The 19348-nt window shown below is 73.9% G+C and carries 15 protein-coding genes; 10 read left to right on the forward strand and 5 right to left on the reverse strand.

Going from position 1 to position 19348, the window contains the following annotated elements; genetic code table 11:
• Positions 1-14: 14 nt before the first annotated feature.
• The 4 genes from ACIPM1_RS28240 to ACIPM1_RS28255 are packed head-to-tail and all read right to left on the reverse strand — an operon-like array spanning position 15 to position 7490.
• Positions 15-1940 carry an ABC transporter ATP-binding protein gene (locus tag ACIPM1_RS28240; RefSeq protein ID WP_402439316.1) on the reverse strand — a complete coding sequence of 642 codons (1926 nt, stop codon included), beginning with the start codon at positions 1938-1940 and terminating at the stop codon, positions 15-17.
• Complete coding sequence (locus ACIPM1_RS28245; RefSeq protein ID WP_402439446.1) at positions 1937-3757, reverse strand: ABC transporter transmembrane domain-containing protein; 1821 nt, start codon at positions 3755-3757, stop codon at positions 1937-1939. Before ACIPM1_RS28245 ends, ACIPM1_RS28240 begins: the two co-directional genes overlap by 4 nt.
• A 2-nt stretch (positions 3758-3759) precedes the next feature.
• Positions 3760-5619: an ABC transporter ATP-binding protein gene (locus ACIPM1_RS28250; protein ID WP_402439318.1), complete on the reverse strand. Its 1860-nt coding sequence runs from the start codon at positions 5617-5619 to the stop codon at positions 3760-3762.
• Positions 5616-7490: an ABC transporter ATP-binding protein gene (locus ACIPM1_RS28255; RefSeq protein ID WP_402439320.1), complete on the reverse strand. Its 1875-nt coding sequence runs from the start codon at positions 7488-7490 to the stop codon at positions 5616-5618. Before ACIPM1_RS28255 ends, ACIPM1_RS28250 begins: the two co-directional genes overlap by 4 nt.
• 158 nt (positions 7491-7648) lie before the next feature.
• Here ACIPM1_RS28255 and ACIPM1_RS28260 point away from each other — a divergent pair, with 158 nt between their 5' ends.
• Positions 7649-8206 carry a hypothetical protein gene (locus ACIPM1_RS28260; protein ID WP_402439322.1) on the forward strand — a complete coding sequence of 186 codons (558 nt, stop codon included), beginning with the start codon at positions 7649-7651 and terminating at the stop codon, positions 8204-8206.
• A gap of 35 nt (positions 8207-8241) precedes the next feature.
• On the opposite strand, the gene glgX is transcribed toward ACIPM1_RS28260, so the two are convergent.
• Positions 8242-10491, reverse strand: a complete 2250-nt coding sequence (gene glgX / locus ACIPM1_RS28265; RefSeq protein ID WP_402439324.1) for a glycogen debranching protein GlgX — start codon at positions 10489-10491, stop codon at positions 8242-8244.
• A 233-nt stretch (positions 10492-10724) separates the two neighbouring features.
• Here glgX and ACIPM1_RS28270 point away from each other — a divergent pair, with 233 nt between their 5' ends.
• From ACIPM1_RS28270 to ACIPM1_RS28310, 9 genes are all read left to right on the forward strand, one after another.
• Positions 10725-11951 (forward strand): Ig-like domain-containing protein, encoded by a 1227-nt coding sequence (locus ACIPM1_RS28270; protein WP_402439326.1) that lies wholly within the window; start codon positions 10725-10727, stop codon positions 11949-11951.
• Positions 11952-12114: 163 nt separating this feature from the next.
• Positions 12115-13359 (forward strand): Ig-like domain-containing protein, encoded by a 1245-nt coding sequence (locus ACIPM1_RS28275; RefSeq protein WP_402439328.1) that lies wholly within the window; start codon positions 12115-12117, stop codon positions 13357-13359.
• A 240-nt stretch (positions 13360-13599) separates the two neighbouring features.
• On the forward strand, positions 13600-14367 hold the full coding sequence (locus ACIPM1_RS28280) for an enoyl-CoA hydratase-related protein (RefSeq protein WP_356187789.1): 768 nt from the start codon (positions 13600-13602) through the stop codon (positions 14365-14367).
• Positions 14368-14652: 285 nt separating this feature from the next.
• Complete coding sequence (locus ACIPM1_RS28285; RefSeq protein WP_402439330.1) at positions 14653-15156, forward strand: ATP-binding protein; 504 nt, start codon at positions 14653-14655, stop codon at positions 15154-15156.
• 62 nt (positions 15157-15218) lie between these two features.
• On the forward strand, positions 15219-16013 hold the full coding sequence (locus ACIPM1_RS28290) for a polysaccharide deacetylase family protein (RefSeq protein ID WP_402439332.1): 795 nt from the start codon (positions 15219-15221) through the stop codon (positions 16011-16013).
• Positions 16013-17197, forward strand: a complete 1185-nt coding sequence (locus ACIPM1_RS28295; RefSeq protein WP_402439334.1) for a hypothetical protein — start codon at positions 16013-16015, stop codon at positions 17195-17197. Before ACIPM1_RS28290 ends, ACIPM1_RS28295 begins: the two co-directional genes overlap by 1 nt.
• 60 nt (positions 17198-17257) lie before the next feature.
• Positions 17258-18172, forward strand: coding sequence for a MerR family transcriptional regulator (locus tag ACIPM1_RS28300; RefSeq protein WP_402439336.1), 915 nt, complete (start codon positions 17258-17260; stop codon positions 18170-18172).
• 59 nt (positions 18173-18231) lie between these two features.
• Entirely contained in the window at positions 18232-18444 is a 213-nt protein-coding gene (locus ACIPM1_RS28305) for an EF-hand domain-containing protein (RefSeq protein WP_356187799.1), read from the forward strand.
• 138 nt (positions 18445-18582) lie between these two features.
• Positions 18583-19269: an NADPH-dependent F420 reductase gene (locus ACIPM1_RS28310; protein WP_402439448.1), complete on the forward strand. Its 687-nt coding sequence runs from the start codon at positions 18583-18585 to the stop codon at positions 19267-19269.
• Positions 19270-19348 lie beyond the last annotated feature (79 nt).

Raw genomic sequence — 19348 nt, forward strand, 5'->3', positions numbered from 1 at the left:
GGGCGAAGCGCTGGTCAGCCGCCGTGCCAGGTCCGCCACAGGGCCGCGTACGCGCCGCCCGCCGCGACCAGTTCGTCGTGCGTGCCGAGCTCGCTCAGCCGGCCGTCCTCCATCACGGCCACCCGGTCGGCGTCGTGGGCGGTGTGCAGCCGGTGGGCGATGGCGATCACGGTGCGGCCGTGCAGCACGGCCGCCAGGGCCCGCTCGGTGTGGCGGGCGGTCGCCGGGTCCAGCAGGGCGGTGGCCTCGTCGAGGATCAGCGTGTGCGGGTCGGCCAGCACCACGCGGGCCAGGGCGAGTTGCTGGGCCTGCGAGCCGTCGGTGCGGCGTCCGCCCGCGGCCGGCTCGGCGTCCAGGCCGCCCGGCAGCTCCCGCACCCAGGCGTCGGCGCCGACCGCGGCCAGCGCCGCCCACAACTCCTCGTCCGTGGCGTCCGGTTCGGCGATCCGGAGATTGTCGCGGACGGTGCCGAGGAACACGTGGTGCTCCTGGGTGACGAGGACCACCTGGCGGCGCAGCCGCTCCGGCTCCAGCCCGGCGATCGGCACGCCGCCGACCGTCACCGAACCCGCGGTGGGCGCGTCGATGCCCGCGAGGAGCCGGCTCAGCGTGGTCTTGCCGGCCCCGGACGGCCCCACGACGGCCAGCCGCTCCCCGGGGCGCACGGTCAGATCGACCCCGCGCAGCACCTCGCCGCCGCGCTCGTAGGCGTACCGCACCCCGGAGACCTCGATCCGGTCGTCGGCCGGCTCGGCCGGCTCGGTCGGTTTGGTCAGATGGATCGGTTTGGTCGGCTGGATCGGGTCGGTGGATCCGGACCGCTCGCACGCCCCGCACGCCCCGCACGCCCCGCACGGCTCGCACGGTCCGGCCGCTCCGGAGGGCCCGCCGTGCGACCCGGTGGGCGAGGGCGCGGCGACGGCGGGCCGAGGGGCGCGGGCCAGGCCCTCCACGCGGGCGAAGGAGGCGCCGCTGCTCTGCAGTTGCTCGACCCGCACCAGGATCTGGTCCAGCGGATCGCCCACTTGCCGCAGGTACAGAGCCGCCGCCACCACCGCGCCCAGACTCGTGGCGCCCCGCGCCTGCAGCACCCCGCCGGCGAGCAGCACACCCGCCACCGGGAGGGTGTACGCGACCTCCACCACGGGGAAGAACACCGAGCGCAGGTACAGCGTGTGGAAGCGGGTGCGCCGGGCGGTCTCCAGGGCGTCGCGGCTCACCGCGGTGCGCCGCCGCCGGAGCCGGAACGCCTCGACCGTACGCGCCCCGGCCGCCGTCGCCGCCAGCACCTCGGCGACGTCCGACGTGGCCGCGCCCTCGGCCAGATAGCCGTCCCGCGCCCGGCGCAGATACCAGCGCACCGCCCACCAGATCGGCGTCAGACCGAGCACCCCGACCACACCGAGGAGGGGATCGAGCAGGAAGACCGCGCCGAACAGAGCCACCGTCTGCACGCCGCTGATGAGCAGCTCCGGCCCGGCGTCGCGCAGGGTCTTGCCGACGGCGTCCACGTCGGCGGTGCCGCGCGCCGTCAGATCACCGGTGCCGGCCCGCTCCACGGCCGACGCGGGCAGGGCCAGCGTCCGCTCCACGAACTCCTCGCGCACCCGGGCCAGCGTCCGCTCCCCGAACCGGTGCCCGACGTACCGCGCCCAGCGCGCCAGCAGCGACTGCACCACCGTGCACACCAGGATGCCGAGCGCCATCCGGTCCACGGCGGCCGGACCGTGCCCGGCGCGGACCTCGTCGACGATCCGCCCGAGCAGCCACGGCCCGGCCAGACCCGCCCCGGCGGCCAGCGCGTTCAGGGCCAGTACGGCCGTGAAGGCCCGCCCGTCGGCCCGCACCAGCCGCACCGCGGCCCGCCGCACCTCGTCGGCCGCGGCGACGGGCAGCCGCCCCGGTGCCTCCTCTACCCGCGTCCCCGCCTCCGCCGTCATCGGACGGCCTCCCCGTCCCGCCCCGCCGGATCCGCCGCGGGCGCCGCCCGCATCCCCCGCCGGGCCTCGTCCACGAGGCCCGCACCCGCACCCGCGTCCGCGTCCACGCCCGCGTCCGGTTCCGCCTCCGCGTCCCGTGCCACCAGCGCCCGGTATCCCGGTGCGGTGGTGAGGAGTTCGCGGTGGGTGCCCGAGGCCGCGGCCTTGCCGTCGACCAGGTGGACCACGGTGTCGGCGCGGTCCAGCACCAGCGGTGACGTGGTCGTGACGACGGTCGTACGGCCGCCGCGCGCCCGCCGCAGCCGATCCGCGACCGCGGCCTCGGTGTGGGCGTCGAGCGCCGAGGTCGGCTCCACGGCGAGCAGCACCTCGGGGTCGGCCAGCAGCGCCCGGGCCAGCCGCACCCGCTGCCGCTGGCCGCCGGAGAGGGTGCGGCCCTGTGCGGCGACGGGCGTGTCGAGCCCGTCGGGCAGGCCCCGCACGATGTCGTCGGCCGCCGCCGCGTGCACGGCGCGCCCGATCTCCTCCGCTCCGTGCTTCAGGCGCCCGTCGAGCAGCTCCCGCAGCGGTCCGGCGAACAGGTCGGCCTCGTGGTCGGCGACCAGGATGCGGGCGCGGACCTGGTCCAGCGGGATGTCGCCGAGCGGCACACCGCCCCAGGTCGCGGCCGACGGCGTGTACCGGCCCAGACGGTCGAGGACCTCGGCGGCGTCGGCGGGGCGGGCACAGGCCAGCGCGGTCAGCCGGCCCGGCCGCACCCGTACGCCGGAGGCCGGATCGTGCAGCACCGACGGCTCCGCGGGCGCGTCGCGCGTGCCGGGGTCGGGGGCGGGTTCCAGCCGCAGCAGCCGTACGACCCGCCGCGCGGCCACGACCCCGCGGCTGATCTGGTACCCCAGCTCGATCAGGAACGCCACCGGTCCCACCAGCACCGCGACATAGCCGTACACCGACACCAGCTCGCCCACGGTCAGCTGCCCCTGGGCGGCGAGCCGGGCCGCCTGCCAGGTCACCACGGCGAGGAACAGCGCGGGCAGCCCGACCCCGAGCGACTGGATCCAGCTCGTCACCGCGCCCACCCGGTAGCCCTGCGCCCGCAGCCGCTGCGAGTCGCGGCGGAAGGCTTCGGCGACCAGTGCCTTGCCGCCGAGCCCGTTGAGCACCCGCAGCCCGCTCGCGAGGTCGCCGATCCGTGCGGTCAGCACGCCCTGCCGTTCCCGGTACTCGCCCTCCGCGCCCTGCAGCCGCCCGAGCAGCGGCCCGACGACCAGGGCGATCACCGGCATGCCCAGCAGCACCACCGCGGCCAGCGGCGCGGACAGCGACAGCAGCAGCCCGGCCACGACCACGTACACCACGACGGAGCCGACGCCGGGGCCCACCAGCGTCAGCGACTCGCTGATCGTCCTGACGTCGCCCACGCCGATGGCGAGGACCTCCCCGGTCCCGACCCGGCCGGGCAGGGCGGCCCCCAGCCTGACCGCCTGCCGCACGACCACCTTCACCGTGCGGAAGTTGGCGTCCATCCGGACCCGTGTCATCGTGCGGTGCCGCATCAGGCCGAGCCAGGCGTTGAACGTCCCGACCGCCAGCAGGACGCCGGTCCAGCCGGCCAGCGCGACCGGGTCGCCGGGTTCCAGACCGTCGTCGACCGCCCGGGAGATCAGGTACGGCGCCGCGGCCAGCAGCACCATCCAGACACTGCCCAGCGCCGCCCCGGCGGCGCACCGCCACGGCTGGCGGGCGACCAGCCACCACAGGTAGCGGGCGCCGCCCCGGCAGTCGGGCGTCCCGGGGTCCTCGTAGGCGTCGATCAAGGTCACACCAGGCTGTCGCGCCAGGCGCGGTGCAGGTCCGCGAAGTGGCCCGTGCCCGCGACGAGATCGGCCGGACGGCCGTCCTCGACGATCCGGCCGTGCTCCATCACCAGCACCCGGTCGGCGATCTCCACGGTGGACAGCCGGTGGGCGATCACCACGGCCGTCCGGCCCGCGAGGACGGTCGCCATCGCGCGCTGCACGGCCCGTTCGCCCGGGACGTCGAGCGAGCTGGTCGCCTCGTCGAGGATCAGCACCGCCGGGTCGGCGAGCAACGCCCGTGCGAACGCGACCAGTTGGCGCTGACCGGCCGAGATGCGGCCGCCCCGCTTGCGGACGTCGGTGTCGTAGCCGTCGGGCAGCGCGGCGATGAAGTCGTGCGCGCCGATCGCCTTCGCCGCCCGCTCGATCTCCTCGCGGCTCGCGTCGGGGCGGCCGATGGCGATGTTCTCGGCGACGGTGCCGGAGAAGAGGAACGCCTCCTGCGTCACCATGACCACCCCGCGCCGCAGTTCGGGCACGGCGAGGTCGCGCAGGTCGGTGCCGTCCAGCAGCACCCGGCCCTCGGAGGGGTCGTAGAACCGGGCGAGCAGCTTGGCCAGCGTGGACTTGCCCGCGCCGGTGGAGCCGACGACCGCGACGGTCTGCCCGGCCGGAACGGTCAGGTCGAAGCGGGGCAGCACCTCCCCGCCGGTGCGGTAGCCGAAGCGGACCCCGTCGAAGACGACCTCGCGGCCGGGCTCGCGCGAACGGAGGGCCGGCAGCCGCCTCGGCTCCGCCGGCTCGGGCACGGTCGGCGTCTGCGCGAGCAGCCCGGCGATCTTCTCCAGTGAGGCGGCCGCCGACTGGTAGGAGTTGAGGAACATGCCCAGCCGGTCGATCGGGTCGTACAGACGCCGCAGGTACAGCACCGAGGCCGCCAGCACACCCAGCTCCAGCGAGCCCTCCGCCACCCGGTAGGCGCCCCACAGCACGATCACCGCGACCGCCGTGTTGGCCACCAGCCGGGACCCGACGACATAGCGGGCCATCTCCAGCAGCGCGTCGCCGTTGGTCCGCTCGTGCCGCCCGTTCAGCACCCGGAAGTCGGCGTCGTTGACCGCCTCGCGGCGGAACGCGCGCACCGGCCGGATGCCGTTCATCGTCTCCACGAACTTCACGATCACCGCCGCGATCGCGGTGGACCGCGCGCGGTACACCCGGCCCGCGCGGCGCTGGTACAGCCGGACGAGCAGGTACAGCGGCACGAACGAGGCCACCGCCACCGCGCCCAGCCCCAGATCCAGCCACAGCAGCATCGCCGAGATGTAGACGAACGACAGCACGACGGCGACCAGTTCCTGAAGCCCCTCCTCGAGGAGTTCGCGCAGCGACTCCACGTCCGTCGTGGAGCGGGAGATGAGCCGGCCCGAGGTGTAGCGCTCGTGGAAGTCGACGCTGAGCGCCTGCGCGTGGCGGAAGATGCGTCCGCGCAGGTCCAGCAGCACGTCCTGGTTGACGTGGGCCGAGGCGACGATGAAGGCCCACTGCAGGGCGCCGGCGGCCAGCGCGCACAGCAGATAGGCGACCGCCACCGCGACCAGCGGTCCGCGGTCGTGCGCCCGGAAGGCCGGTACGGCGTGGTCGATGGCGTACGCCACCAGCAGCGGGCCCGCCTGGACCGCCGCCTGCTGGAGCAGCAGCAGGACGGTGGTGCCGGCGACGCGGGCCTTCAGGGGGGCGAGCAGCGAGCGCAGCAGCGCCCCCGTGGCGCCGGGCGGGCTCGGCAGGACGTCCCGGTCGAAGGGGTCGCCGGCGTCGCCGGGGCGGGGCGGCTCCTGCTCGTCGTCGGTGACGGGGACGGACGTCGTGGGGGCGGTCATCGCTCGTCCTCCTCCTCTTCCCGTGCGGTCCCGGACATCAGGTGGGCGTACTCGGCGTTGGTGCGCAGCAGTTCGTGGTGGGTGCCCACGGCGCTGATCCGGCCGCCGGAGAGCAGGGCGACGCGGTCGGCGAGCAGGACCGTGGAGGGGCGGTGCGCCACGATCAGGGCGGTGGTGCCGGCGAGGACCTGCCGCAGCGCGGCCTCCACGGCGGCCTCGGTGTGCACGTCCAGGGCGGACAGCGGGTCGTCCAGCACGAGGAAGCGGGGGCGGCCGACGACGGCCCGGGCCAGCGCGAGCCGCTGCCGCTGCCCGCCGGAGAGGCTGAGCCCCTGTTCGCCCACCTGGGTGTCGGTTCCCTGGGGGAGGGCGTGCGCGAAGTCGGCCTGGGCGACGGACAGCGCGCGGTTCAGCTCGGCCGGGCCGGCGGGGCCGCCGGCGCCCATGAGCACGTTGTCCCCGACGCTCGCCGAGAAGAGGGTGGGCTCCTCGAAGGCGACGGCGACGCGGGCGCGCAGGTCCGCGCGGGACAGGGCGGTGATGTCCTCGCCGTCCAGCGTGATCCGGCCCTCGGTCACCTCGTGCAGGCGCGGGACCAGGGCCGTGAGCGTGGTCTTGCCGCTGCCGGTCGCCCCGACGAGGGCCAGGGACTCGCCGGGCCGGATGTGCAGGTCGATCCCGTCCAGTACGGGAGGGGAACCGGGCGGGGCGTCGGGGTAGCGGAACCGGACGCCGTGGAACCGGAGCCCCGTCTCCTCGGGGGCCGCCTCCGCCGCAGCCGCCGAGCCACGCCGCGCGGCCGTGGCGGCGGTCGCGACCGTGGCCGTGGCGGCGGCCGTGGTCGCGGCCCCGGCCCCGGCCGTCTCGGTCTCCGGCTCGGCGTCCATCACCTCGAAGTACCGCTCGGTCGCCGTCGCCGCCTCCTGGCTCATCGCCAGCAGGAAGCCGATCGACTCCACCGGCCAGCGCAGCGCGAGCGCCGTGGACAGGAAGGCCACCAGCGTGCCCGGCGACAGCTCCCCGTCGGCGACCTGCACGGCCCCGGTCACCAGCGCCGCGCCGATGGCCAGCTCCGGCAGGGTCATGATGACCGCCCAGATCGTCCCCAGCAGACGGGCCTTGCGCAGCTCGGTGCCGCGCAGCGTCCCCGACAGCTCCCGGAACGCCCGCGCCTGACTGCGGTGCCGCCCGAACCCCTTGACGACCCGGATGCCGAGCACGCTCTCCTCGACCACCGTCGTCAGGTCCCCGACCTGGTCCTGCGCCCGCCGTGCCGCGGTGGCGTACCGCTTCTCGAAGACCACGCAGGTGGCCAGCAGGGGCGCGGCCGGACCGAGGATCACCAGCCCCAGGGTCCAGTCCTGCAGCAGCATGATGACGACGCCCACGACGATGGTCACGCCGTTGACCAGCAGGAACGTCAGCGGGAAGGCGAGGAACATGCGCAGCAGCATCAGGTCCGTCGTGCCCCGGGACAGCAACTGGCCGGAGGCCCAGCGGTCGTGGAAGGCCACCGGCAGCCGCTGCAGATGCCGGTACAGGCCGGCCCGCATCTCCGCCTCGACGTGCGACAGCGGCCGCGCCACCAGCCAGCGCCGCAGCCCGAACAGCAGCGCCTCGGCCAGCCCGAGCAGCAGCAGGTACAGCGCCCCGAGCCATACGCCCCGCGGATCGCGGTGGGCGACCGGTCCGTCCACCATCCACTTCAGGACCAGCGGGATCACCAGCCCCACACAGGAGGCGACGACCGCGACGAACGCGGCCGTGAACAGCCGCAGCCGCACCGGCCGCACATACGGCCACAGACGCAGCAGCGAACGGACGGCGGAGCGCCCCCCGGGTTCCTCTGACGAGGCAGGTGTAGTGGACATCAGCAGCGAGCCTACGGAACGTTACTGACATCGCCCACCGAGTTTTGGCCGGACCTCGTTCGGCCGTCGGTCCTACGACCCGGCGGTTCGAGCGGTCGTACGGGCGACTCGCGGACGCGGTGATTGCCCGTCCCGCCGTTGATCGCGAGCATGGGCCCGTGGTTCTGGTACCGGGCTGGGTGTGGCAGGGGGGCCCGCTGCGCAGGGCGCTGGGCGTCGGTCTGTGCGCCGGCGTCCTCTTCGGGGCCTTCGTCGCCGTCGAGTCCGGCTCCTGGGCGGCCGCGGCCGTGGTCGTGGTGGTGCTCGGCCCGTTGTACGGCGTTCGGGCGGCTCGCCGGATGAGCAGGGCGTGGCCCGGCGGCGCCGGCCTCGGGCCCGCGGACCGGGCGGAGGTGGTGCGGGCCACGCGCCGCGGCGAGGCCGTCGCGGACGCCCGGCTCGCGCCGGCGGTCCTCCAGTACGCCGGGGCGCTGCGCGCGGTGCGGGAGGAGGACCGGCTCCGATGGTGGGTGACGGCGCTCGTGGCCGTCGTGGCCGTGGCTCTGGGGGTGTACGACACCGCGGCCGGAACAGCCCGGGAGGCCCTGGTGTCGTGGCTGGTCGTCGTCCTGGTCGCGCTCGAGCTGACCTGGGCGCCCAGGAGGCGGGACCGCCTGGCGTCCCGGGTGGAGCGCGCGGAGGGCGAGGCCCGCGCGCTGCTGCGGCCCGCCCCGTGAGCGGCGGCCCGAGCCCGCGCGGGGGCCCCGCAGGATCAGCCGACCCGCAGGAGCAGGACGGACCGTGCCGGAACCGTGGTCTGCGTGCCTGCCGCGAGGACCGTGCCCGGCGTCCCGTCCTGGTCCTCGCGCGAGGTGTCCACGACCACCTCGTACCGCTCCGCCCACGGCGGCCCGGGCAGCACGAAGCTCACCGGGCGGTCCCCGGCGTGCAGCACGGCGAGGAAGCTGTCGTCGAGGACGGGCGCGCCCCGCTCGTCCCGCCCGGGGATGTCCCGGCCGGACAGGTACAGGCCCAGGGTGGCGGCCGGGGCGTACCAGTCCCGCTCCGTCATCTCCGTGCCGCGCGCGGTGAACCAGGCCAGGTCCCGTAGCCCGTCCGCCGAGTGCGCGCGGCCGGAGAAGAACGCGCGGCGGCGCAGCACGGGGTGCCGGTTGCGCAGCGCGATCAGCCGGGCGGTGAGCTCGAACAGCCCGCGCCAGCCGGGGTCGTCGAGCAGGCTCCAGTCCACCCAGCTGATCTCGTTGTCCTGGCAGTAGGCGTTGTTGTTGCCGTGCTGGGTGCGGCCCAGTTCGTCGCCCGCGACCAGCATCGGCACGCCCGTCGACAGCAGCAGCGTGGTCAGCAGGTTCCGCAGCTGCCGGCGCCGCAGCGCCCGGACCCGCTCGTCCTCGGTCTCGCCCTCCGCCCCGCAGTTCCAGGAGCGGTTGTCGTCCGTGCCGTCCCGGTTGCCCTCGCCGTTGGCCTCGTTGTGCTTGTGCGCGTACGACACCAGGTCGCGCAGGGTGAAACCGTCGTGCGCGGTGACGAAGTTGACCGAGGCGTACGGGCGCCGGCCGCCCCAGGCGTACAGGTCGCTGGAGCCGGCGAGCCGGTATCCGAGGTCCCGCACGTCCGGCAGCGCGCCGCGCCAGAAGTCCCGTACGGCGTTGCGGTAGCGGTCGTTCCACTCCGTCCACAGCGGCGGGAACGCGCCCACCTGGTAGCCGCCCGAGCCCACGTCCCAGGGCTCCGCGATCAGCTTCACCCGGCGCAGCACCGGGTCCTGGGCGATGACCGCGAGGAACGGCGAGAGCATGTCGACGTCGTGCATGGAGCGGGCCAGCGCGGCCGCCAGGTCGAAGCGGAAGCCGTCCACGCCCATCTCGGTCACCCAGTACCGCAGCGAGTCGGTGATCAGGCGCAGCACGTGCGGCTGCACCACGTGCAGGGTGTTGCCGCAGCCGGTGTAGTCGGCGTACCGGCGCGCGTCCTGCTGGAGGCGGTAGTAGCCGGGGTTGTCGATGCCCTTCAGGGACAGCGCCGGGCCGTACTCGTTCGCCTCCGCGGTGTGGTTGTAGACCACGTCGAGGACGACCTCGATGCCGGCCGCGTGCAGCGCGCGCACCATCCGCTTGAACTCGCCCACCTGCTCGCCGGTGGTGCCGGAGGCCGCGTAGGCGGCGTGCGGGGCGAAGTACCCGATCGAGTTGTAGCCCCAGTAGTTGCGCAGGCCCCGGCGCAGCAGGTGGTCCTCGTGCGCGAACTGGTGCACCGGCAGCAGCTCCACCGCCGTCACGCCCAGCCGCACCAGGTGCTCGATCGCCGCCGGATGGGCCAGGCCCGCGTAGGTGCCGCGCAGCTCCTCGGGGATGCCGGGGTGCAGCCGGGTGAAGCCGCGCACGTGCAGCTCGTAGATCACCGAGTCCGCCCAGGGCGTCTTGGGGCGGCGGTCGTCCGACCAGTCGTCGTCGTCGTGCACCACCACGCCCTTGGGCACGAAGGGTGCCGAGTCCCGCTCGTCGCGCACCGTGTCCGCGACGGACTGGTCGGGCCAGTCCCGCACATGCCCGTAGACCTCCGGCGGCAGGGCGAACTCGCCGTCCACCGCGCGCGCGTACGGGTCGAGCAGCAGCTTCGCCGGGTTCCAGCGGGCGCCGGTCCACGGGTCCCAGCGGCCGTGCACCCGGTAGCCGTACCGCTGCCCGGGCATGACGCCCGGGACGAAGCCGTGCCAGATCTCGTGGGTCAGTTCGGTCAGGCGGGCGCGGGTCTCCCTGCCCCTCTCGTCGAACAGGCACAGTTCGACCGACTCCGCCCCGCCCGCCCACAACGCGAAGTTGGTGCCGGCCACGCCGTCCGGGCCCACCCGGAATCGGGCGCCCAGCGGTGTCGACGCCCCCGGCCACACGGGCGCGCCGGGCGGCGGCGCGGCACGGCGCTCGCCGTCCACGACGGCGGCCGGGCGCCCCTCCCCGGCGGCGTGCCCGCCCGCCACCGCCTCCTGCTCGGCTGCGCTCGACACCTGTCAGCCCCTTTTTCTCGGCTCGTCGGCCCCGGCCAGCCCGGCCGGCGCCGGGTGGGCGGTCCGGGCCCGCACCCCGAGGGCGGGGCACGGGCAGGTCCGTTCCCGGCACCGGCGCGCCCCCGCGGCTCTGTTCTGGGGCTCGGCTCCCCGGCGTCGTCTCCCCACTGTTCTGCCCAGAGCTTGGGTCGCACTCACGTTTCCCGGGAGCGGGCCCGCTCGTTGGGCAGCCCGTGAGGCACGTACAAGGGCGCGCACGGCGCGCGGGGGCCGCGCTGGCCGCCGTACTGACATGGGCAGGACTGCTGGCCGGGGCCGCCGGCTGCACCTCGGGCGGCACCGACGGGTTCGGCCGTCCCCTCGGCGGCCCCCCGGCCGCCGGGGACGTCATCCGGGTCTCGCCGGACGACGGCGGCAAGGGGGTCCGCGCCGACCACAAGCTCCGGGTGCGGGCCGCGGACGGGCGCCTGGAGTCCGTGCGGGTCGTCCGGGCCCAGGACGCGCAGGACACCCCGGTGCCCGGGCGCCTGACCTCCGGCGGCCGGGAGTGGCGGCCCGACGACGACCGGCTCGCCCTCGCCGCCAAGTACACGGTCGACGCGGTCGCCGTCGACAGCCGGGGCCGCCGCTCCGCCCGGCACACCAGCTTCACCACGTACGTCCCCGAGGAGCGCTTCATCGGGTACGTCACCCCGGAGAACCGCTCCACCGTCGGCACCGGGATGATCGTCTCGCTGGCGTTCAGCCGGAAGATCGCCGACCGGGCCGCCGTGGAGCGCGCGGTCCACGTCACCGCGGACCCGCCGGTCGAGATCCGGGCTCACTGGTTCGGCGGGGAGCGCCTCGACCTCCGGCCCCGGACCTACTGGAGTCCCGGCACCCAGGTCACCGTCGACCTGCGACTGCGGGACGTGGAGGGGGCGCCCGGGGTCTACGGACTGCAGGACAAGTCCTTCTCCTTCACCATCGGCCGCAGCCAGGTCTCCCTGGTCGACGCGGCCGCGCACACCATGGAGGTGCGGCGCGAAGGCACCCTGCTGGCCACCGTCCCCGTCACCGCCGGAGCCCCCAAGTCCACGACCTACAACGGCAAGATGGTGGTGATGGAGATGCAGGAGGTCACCCGCATGAACAGCCGCACGGTCGGCTTCGGCGGCGAGTACGACATCCCCGACGTCCCGCACGCCATGCGGCTCACCGACTCGGGCACCTTCGTGCACGGCAACTACTGGTCCCGGGACGTCTTCGGCCGGGTCAACGTCAGCCACGGCTGCGTCGGGCTCCAGGACGTCAAGGGCGGCGGCGCCGAGACCCCGGCGGGCTGGTTCTTCGACCGCAGCCTCGTCGGGGACGTCGTCGAGGTGGTCCACAGCGACGACGGATACGTCGCTCCCGACAACGGCCTCGGCGGGTGGAACATGGACTGGACGGACTGGACGGCGGGCAGCGCGCTCAACTAGCCCCGGAGCGGCGGAGGTCGGGGCTTCGGCGGACTGTTGAAGTTGGGACTGAACGGTGACAATTCCCGGTCGCCGAGGGTCCTGACCTTGCGGTTAATATGCGCCAACGCGCGCTGTGGCGCTGGTGTGCGGGCCCGACCAGGCCCGGGGAGGGGAGAGCGACTTGAACGTGCGACCGATATCGGGGGCGTCGGTTGACGCGCGGGGGAACCGCCGCGGCCACAGGGGGCTGGCGCTCCTGGCGGGTGCGCTGCTGCTCGCGGTCACCGGCTGCGGTGGAGGAGCGGAGCCGGGCACGGCGTCCGGCGCGGGGAACGGCAAGGACGCCGGCGGGGCGCAGAGCAAGCAGTCGCAGGCGGTGGTCACCATCGCGCCCAAGGACGGCGCCCAGTCCGTCCGGACCAGTGACGCCCTCAAGGTCAGCGCGCGCGAGGGCCGGCTGACCGAGGTCGTGGTGAAGGACGCCAAGGGCACCGCGATACCCGGGAAGATAACCGGCGGCGGCGCCACCTGGACGCCGTCCACCCACCTGGCCGCCTCCACCAAGTACCGGGTGCACGCGGTCGCCGAGGACTCCGCGGGCCGCGCGGCGGCCGAGGACTCCAGCTTCACCACCCTGACCCCGCAGAACACCTTCGTCGGGTACTTCACCCCCGAGGACGGCTCCACCGTCGGTGTCGGAATGCCGTTCTCCATCCGCTTCACCCGGGGCATCACGCACCCGAAGGACGTCGAGCGGGCCGTCCAGATCAAGACCGAGCCGGCCGTCGAGGTCCGCGGCCACTGGTTCGGCAACGACCGCCTCGACTTCCGCCCCGAGGAGTACTGGAAGTCCGGCACCAAGGTCACCGTCCGGCTGAACCTCGACGGCGTCGAGGGCCGCCCCGGCGTCTACGGCAAGCAGACCAAGACGGTCTCCTTCACCATCGGCCGCAACCAGGTGTCCGTCGTGGACGCCAAGAAGCAGACGATGAAGGTCATGCGGGACGGCAAGGTCGTCAAGACCCTGCCCGTCACCACCGGCAAGCCCGGCTACGAGACCTGGAACGGTCAGATGGTGATGAGCGAGAAGCTCACCGTCACCCGCATGAACGGCGAGACGGTCGGCTACGGCGGCGAGTACGACATCAAGGACGTCCCGCACGCCATCCGGCTCACCACCTCGGGCACCTTCATCCACGGCAACTACTGGGGCGGCGGCGCCTTCGGCAACTACAACGCCAGCCACGGCTGCGTCGGCCTGCGCGACGTGCGCGGCGGTTACGACAGCAAGGTGCCGGCGGCCTGGTTCTTCAACCACTCGATGATCGGCGACGTGGTCGTGGTCAAGAACTCCCACGACCGCACCGTCTCCCCGGACAACGGCCTGAACGGCTGGAACATGTCCTGGAAGGAGTGGACGGCGTAGCCCACGGCGCGCTGACGGGCCCGGTGCCGTCCACGGCGCCGGGCCCGTCCCCGTTGATCCCCGTGCTGTGCTTGCCCGGGGGGCGACTCCCGGACCCCCGGCCGGGTGTGATCGACCGCACGAGCCCCCGCGCCGTTAATCCCCGTGCTGTGCTTGCCCGGGGGGCGACCCCCGGACCCCCGGCCGGGTGTGATCGACCGCACGAGCCCCCGCGCCGTTAATCCCCGTTAACCTGCCTGCATGACCGCAACTCTCGAAGTGGCCGAGGGCGTCGGCACGCTGCGCCTGGACCGCCCGCCCATGAACGCGCTCGACATCGCCACGCAGGACCGGATCAGGGAACTCGCCGAGGAGGCCGCCCGCCGCGACGACGTGCGCGCCGTGGTGATCTACGGCGGCGAGAAGGTGTTCGCGGCGGGCGCGGACATCAAGGAGATGCAGGTGATGGACCACGCGGCGATGGTCCTGCGCGCCCGCGCCCTGCAGGACTCCTTCACCGCCGTGGCCCGCATCCCCAAGCCGGTGGTCGCCGCGGTCACCGGGTACGCGCTGGGCGGCGGCTGCGAGCTCGCGCTGTGCGCCGACATCCGCATCGCCGGGGACAACGCCAAACTGGGCCAGCCCGAGATCCTGCTCGGCCTGATCCCGGGCGCCGGCGGCACCCAGCGGCTGGCCCGGCTGATCGGCCCCTCCAAGGCCAAGGACCTGATCTTCACCGGCCGTCAGGTGAAGGCCGACGAGGCCCTCGCCCTGGGCCTGGTGGACCGGGTGGTGCCCGCCGCCGACGTGTACGCCGAGGCGCACGCCTGGGCCGCGAAGCTCGCCCAGGGCCCGGCGATCGCCCTGCGCGCCGCCAAGGAGTCGGTGGACACCGGGCTGGAGACGGACATCGAGACCGGACTCGCGGTGGAGCGCAACTGGTTCGCGGGACTGTTCGCCACCGAGGACCGCGAGCGCGGGATGCGCAGCTTCGTGGAGGAGGGTCCGGGCAAGGCCAAGTTCCTCTGATTCCTTACGAATCTCTCTCCCGCCTCTTGCTGTTGACGGGGCGTCTGATCCGGTGTCCCTCGATGGGGCGGATTAGGGGAGCCTTAAGGCACCCTTAAGCCTGCTTCGTCGAGGGAGCCCGTCGGCAACCGCCCGCCGAACCGTCCGCGCAGGTCAGCCGGGCTGTTCCGGACTCCGAAGTGTCTTTGGCATATGCCATGTGCATTCGGTGCGGTAGGGGCGCTCAGGGGGCGTATTCCCCTGGAACGGCCCCGGAGGCAGCCCCGTACGGCCATGATGGGGGGCATGGCGGGGCTGGAGGGCATCGAGCAGCCGCGGGGACAAGGGCGGGCGACCGCCGCGCGCTGGTCGCCTGCGGTCGAGGACGAACGGGCACTCAAGGCGCTGGAGTTGTTCGGCAACCCGACGGAAGCAGAGGTTCCGCTGCCGTCCCGCCCCGAGTCCGCCGCCACCGCACGCCGGCTCGCCCAGATCGTCGTCCTGCGCCAGTGGGGCCTGAGCCCCAAGATGACCGAGGACGCCGTCCTCCTGGTCTCCGAACTCGTCGGCAACGCCGTACGGCACACCGGGGCCCGGGTGTTCGGCTTACGGATGCGCCGCCGCCGCGGCTGGATCCGCGTGGAGGTCCGCGACCCCTCCCGCGGGCTTCCGTGCCTGATGCCGGTGCAGGAGATGGACATCAGCGGCCGGGGGCTCTTCCTCGTCGACAAACTGGCCGACCGCTGGGGCGTGGACCTGCTGCCCCGCGGCAAGACCACCTGGTTCGAGATGCGGGTCGCGGACCGCTGACCGACGCTCACCCCGGCGGCCATACGTGTGAATCAGCCGTTTTCTTACCCTTCCCCCCTTAAATGGTGCGGGTGACCACCACCGACCGCCGAGGGGTGCTGCGCACGGGTGCCGGGCTCGTCGCCGGGGGCGCGCTCGCCGCCGGTTGCTCCGCCGCCGGTGCCGACGCACCGCCGTCCAGCGCCCCGCCCTCGCCCCGCGCGCCGCACGCGCCCGCCACGCCGCTCGCCGCGCCCGCCCCTCGCGCCTTCCCCCGGCAGCCCGCACAGATCACCCACGGCCCCCGCGACCGGCCCCGGGTCGCCCTCACCTTCCACGGCCAGGGCGACCCGGCAGTCGCCCGCGCCCTGCTCACCGAGGCCGAGCGGCACGGCGCCCGCGTCACCGTGCTCGCCGTCGGCACCTGGCTCGACGAGCACCCGGACCTGGCCCGCCGCATCCTCGACGGCGGCCACGACCTGGGCAACCACACCCAGCGCCACCTCGCCGTCAACACCATGTCCGAGGCGGACGCCCGGTCGGAGATCACCGCCTGCGCGGACCGGCTGCGGCGGCTCACCGGCTCCATCGGCACCTGGTTCCGCCCCTCGCGCGCCCCGACCGCCTCCCCCCTCGTGGCGCGGCTGGCCCGCGGCGCCGGATACCCGCACGTGCTGTCGTACGAGGTCGACTCGCTCGACTACACGGACCCCGGCGCCCCCGCGATCACCCGCAAGGTCCTGGCCGAGGTCCGGGCCGGGTCCGTGGTGAGCCTGCACTTCGGCCACCCGGGCACGGTCACCGCCCTCCCCGGCCTCCTCACCGCACTCGACCGCCGCGGCCTCCACGCGGTCACCACCACGGAGCTGCTGAGCTGATGCGACCCACCCTCCCCGTCCGGGCCCTGACCGCCGGCGCCGCCTGCCTCGCGCTGGCCGCGCTCTCCGCATGCGACGGCTCCACGCACCACGCCGACGAGGCGCTCGGCAGCAAGGCGGCCGCCGTGCCGCAGCCGAAGCGGCAGGCCGTCGACGGCCTGCCCGGCATGCCGCCCGTCCTCGACCCGTCCGACGTCTACGCCGCCGACCGTCCGAACAAGCTCTCCCCGGTGGTCAAGGACTTCCCGTCCCGGATCTACGTCCCCAACACCAACTCCAACACGGTCTCGGTCATCGACCCCGCCACGTACCGGGTGGTGGAGACGATCCGGGTCGGCCGCCAGCCCCAGCACGTGGTCCCCTCCTGGGACCTGAAGACCCTGTGGGTCAACAACGACCTGGGCAACAGCCTCACCCCCATCGACCCGAGGACCGGCGAGGCGGGCGAGCCGGTCGACGTGCACGACCCGTACAACCTGTACTTCACCCCCGACGGCAAGTACGCGGTGGTCATGGCCTCCGCCGACCACCAGCTGGTCTTCCGCGACGCGCACACCATGAAGACGGTGAAGGCCCTCCCGGTCGGCTGCGCGGGCGTCAACCACGCCGACTTCTCCCTGGACGGCCGCTACTTCATCGTCTCCTGCGAGTTCAGCGGGGAGCTGCTCAAGGTGGACACGGCGCGCATGGAGGTGGTCGGCCATCAGAAACTGCCGCTGCGCGGCGCCATGCCGCAGGACGTGAAGATGTCCCCCGACGGCAAGCGCTTCTACGTCGCCGACATGGTGGCCAACGGGCTGTGGATCCTGGACGGCGCCACCTTCGGCAAGCCGGAGTTCCTCCACACCGGCAAGGGCGCCCACGGCCTCTACGTCAGCCGCGACTCCCGCGAGATGTATATCTCCAACCGCGGCGAGGGCACCGTCTCGATCTTCGACTTCACCCGGAACAAGCTCACCAAGAAGTGGCGTCTTCCCCACGGCGGCAGCCCCGACATGGGCGGCGTCTCCGCCGACGGCAAGGTCCTGTGGCTGTCGGGGCGCTACAACTCCGAGGTGTACGCCATCGACACCCGCACCGGCCGCCAGATCGCCCGGATCAAGGTCGGCAAGGGCCCGCACGGCCTCGCCGTCTACCCCCAGCCGGGCCGCTACTCCCTGGGGCACACGGGCATCTTCCGCTGACCCGTCCCGCGTCACCGCGCTCTTGAGTCTCCACCCACTGGAGGGCCCAGACTCGCGGACATGACCGAAGACGGCACCGGACTCCTCACCATCGGCGAACTGGCCCGGGCCACCGGACTGACCGTGCGCACCATCCGCTACTGGTCCGACGAGGGCGCGCTGCCCCCGGTGGCCCGCTCCGCGGGCGGCTACCGCCTGTACGACGCCGGGTCCGCCGCCCGCCTGGAGCTGATCCGCACCCTGCGCGAACTGGGTCTCGGCCTGGACGACGTGCACCGGGTGCTGGCGGGGGAGCGGAGCGTCGCGGAGGTCGCGGCGGCGCACGTGGTGGCGCTGGACGCGCGGATCGCCGCGCTGAAGGTGACGCGTGCGGTGCTGTCGACCGTGGCGCGACGCGGGTCGAGCGCGGAGGAGACGACTCTGATGAACAGACTGGCGCGGCTGTCGGCGGCCGAACGGCGCCGGATCGTGGAGGACTTCATGGCGGAGATCTTCGCGGGGGTGGACACGGCCGACCCCGACGTCCGCACCCGGCTGCGGTTCGCGACGGCGAACCTGCCGGACGATCCCACGCCCGAGCAGGTGGACGCCTGGGTGGAGCTCGCCGAGCTGATCCAGGATCCGGAGTTCCGTGCGCTGATGCGCGGGATGATCGAGTTCAACGCGGCCGACCGGGGCCCGGACGTCCCCCCGGGCACGTCCCTGTGGTTCGTGAGCCGCCTGGTGCAACTGGCGGGCGACGCGCTGCGGCAGGGCGTCGCTCCCGGCTCACCCGAGGCCGAGGAGGTGCTGCGCGGGCTGCTCGGGAACGCCGACCGGGCCGCCGTGCTGGAGTGTCTGACGGCCGCCGCCAACGAACGGGTCGCCCGCTACCGGCAGTTGTCCGCCGTCCTGAACGGCCTGGGGCCCCAGCCCTCCCACGAGGAGGAGTTCTCGTGGGTGGTCGCCGCACTCAGGTCGTGTGGGGGCCGTTAATCTGACCTGCGTCAGTACGACAGCAAGACAGACCAGACGCGACACAAAGGGGCGGATCGGTGGCGGACATCGAGGAAGCACGCAAGGAGTTCCAGCGGATCGATGCGGACGGTGACGGGTTCATCACCGCCGCCGAGTTCAAGTCCGCCCTGGCCCAGGGAGGCGACTGGAACGTCACCGACACGGTGGCGGAGGTCATCATCAAGACCCGCGACCTGAACGGGGACAAGGTCCTGTCCTTCGACGAGTTCTGGGCCTACGTGAGCAAGTGAGTCCGGGACGGAGGGGCGCCGGGCGGTGAGCCGCCGGGCGCCCCTCCGTCGTCTCATCCGTTCGCCGGGGGCAGGAATAGTGCGCGTCCGCCGCGGGTTGGAGGTCGGCTGCAAGGCTGTGCTTCGGAGAGCGACCCCCTGAAGGGCTGGGCGAATCCAGACATGAAGATCGGCATCATCGGCGCGGGCAACATCGGCGGCAACCTCACCCGGCGGCTCACCGCCCTCGGGCACGACGTCTCCGTCGCGAACTCCCGCGGTCCGCACACCCTCACGGCACTGGCCGAGGAGACCGGCGCGACCCCCGTCCGCGTCGAGGAGGCGGCGCGCGGCGCCGAGATCGTCGTGGTCACCGTTCCGCTGAAGGCGGTGCCGGACCTCCCCGCCGGCCTGCTCGACGGGGCGGCGGAGGGCGCGGCGGTCATCGACACCGGCAACTACTACCCGCGGCAGCGGGACGGCCGTATCGCGGAGATCGAGGACGGCGGACTCACCGAGAGCCGCTGGACCGAGCGCCGGATCGGGCACGCCGTGATCAAGGCGTTCAACGGCACCTACGCCCAGGACATCGTGGAGCGGCCCCGTCCGGCCGGCGACCCGGAGCGGATGGCGCTCCCGGTGGCGGGCGACGACGCGGAGGCCAAGGCGAGGGTCCGGGCGCTGATCGACGAGCTCGGCTTCGACACCGTGGACTCCGGCGGCATCGACGACTCCTGGCGCCAGCAGCCCGGGACCCCGGTCTACGGCCTCAGGGCGGGCGTCGACGCCGTCGTCGAGGCACTCGGAGAGGCGTCCCCGGAACGTCCGGCGGACTTCCGGGCGTAGGGCGGCGGGGGCCGGGGCGCCGGGCGCTGAGCCGCCGGGCGCCCCCTCTCGGTGCCGCAAGGCCCGCCGACCGGGGGAC

Origin of the sequence: Streptomyces sp. NPDC086766 (assembly GCF_044746005.1) — a bacterium.
Lineage (GTDB): Bacteria > Actinomycetota > Actinomycetes > Streptomycetales > Streptomycetaceae > Streptomyces.

What these genes read in the sequence shown, in the direction of transcription:
- ACIPM1_RS28240 (WP_402439316.1), bottom strand. Translation starts at nt 1,940, where the DNA reads ATGACGGCGGAGGCGGGGACGCGGGTAGAGGAGGCACCGGGGCGGCTG.
- ACIPM1_RS28250 (WP_402439318.1), bottom strand. Translation starts at nt 5,619, where the DNA reads ATGACCGCCCCCACGACGTCCGTCCCCGTCACCGACGACGAGCAGGAG.
- ACIPM1_RS28255 (WP_402439320.1), bottom strand. Translation starts at nt 7,490, where the DNA reads ATGTCCACTACACCTGCCTCGTCAGAGGAACCCGGGGGGCGCTCCGCC.
- ACIPM1_RS28280 (WP_356187789.1), top strand. Translation starts at nt 13,600, where the DNA reads ATGACCGCAACTCTCGAAGTGGCCGAGGGCGTCGGCACGCTGCGCCTG.
- ACIPM1_RS28285 (WP_402439330.1), top strand. Translation starts at nt 14,653, where the DNA reads ATGGCGGGGCTGGAGGGCATCGAGCAGCCGCGGGGACAAGGGCGGGCG.
- ACIPM1_RS28290 (WP_402439332.1), top strand. Translation starts at nt 15,219, where the DNA reads ATGGTGCGGGTGACCACCACCGACCGCCGAGGGGTGCTGCGCACGGGT.
- ACIPM1_RS28295 (WP_402439334.1), top strand. Translation starts at nt 16,013, where the DNA reads ATGCGACCCACCCTCCCCGTCCGGGCCCTGACCGCCGGCGCCGCCTGC.
- ACIPM1_RS28300 (WP_402439336.1), top strand. Translation starts at nt 17,258, where the DNA reads ATGACCGAAGACGGCACCGGACTCCTCACCATCGGCGAACTGGCCCGG.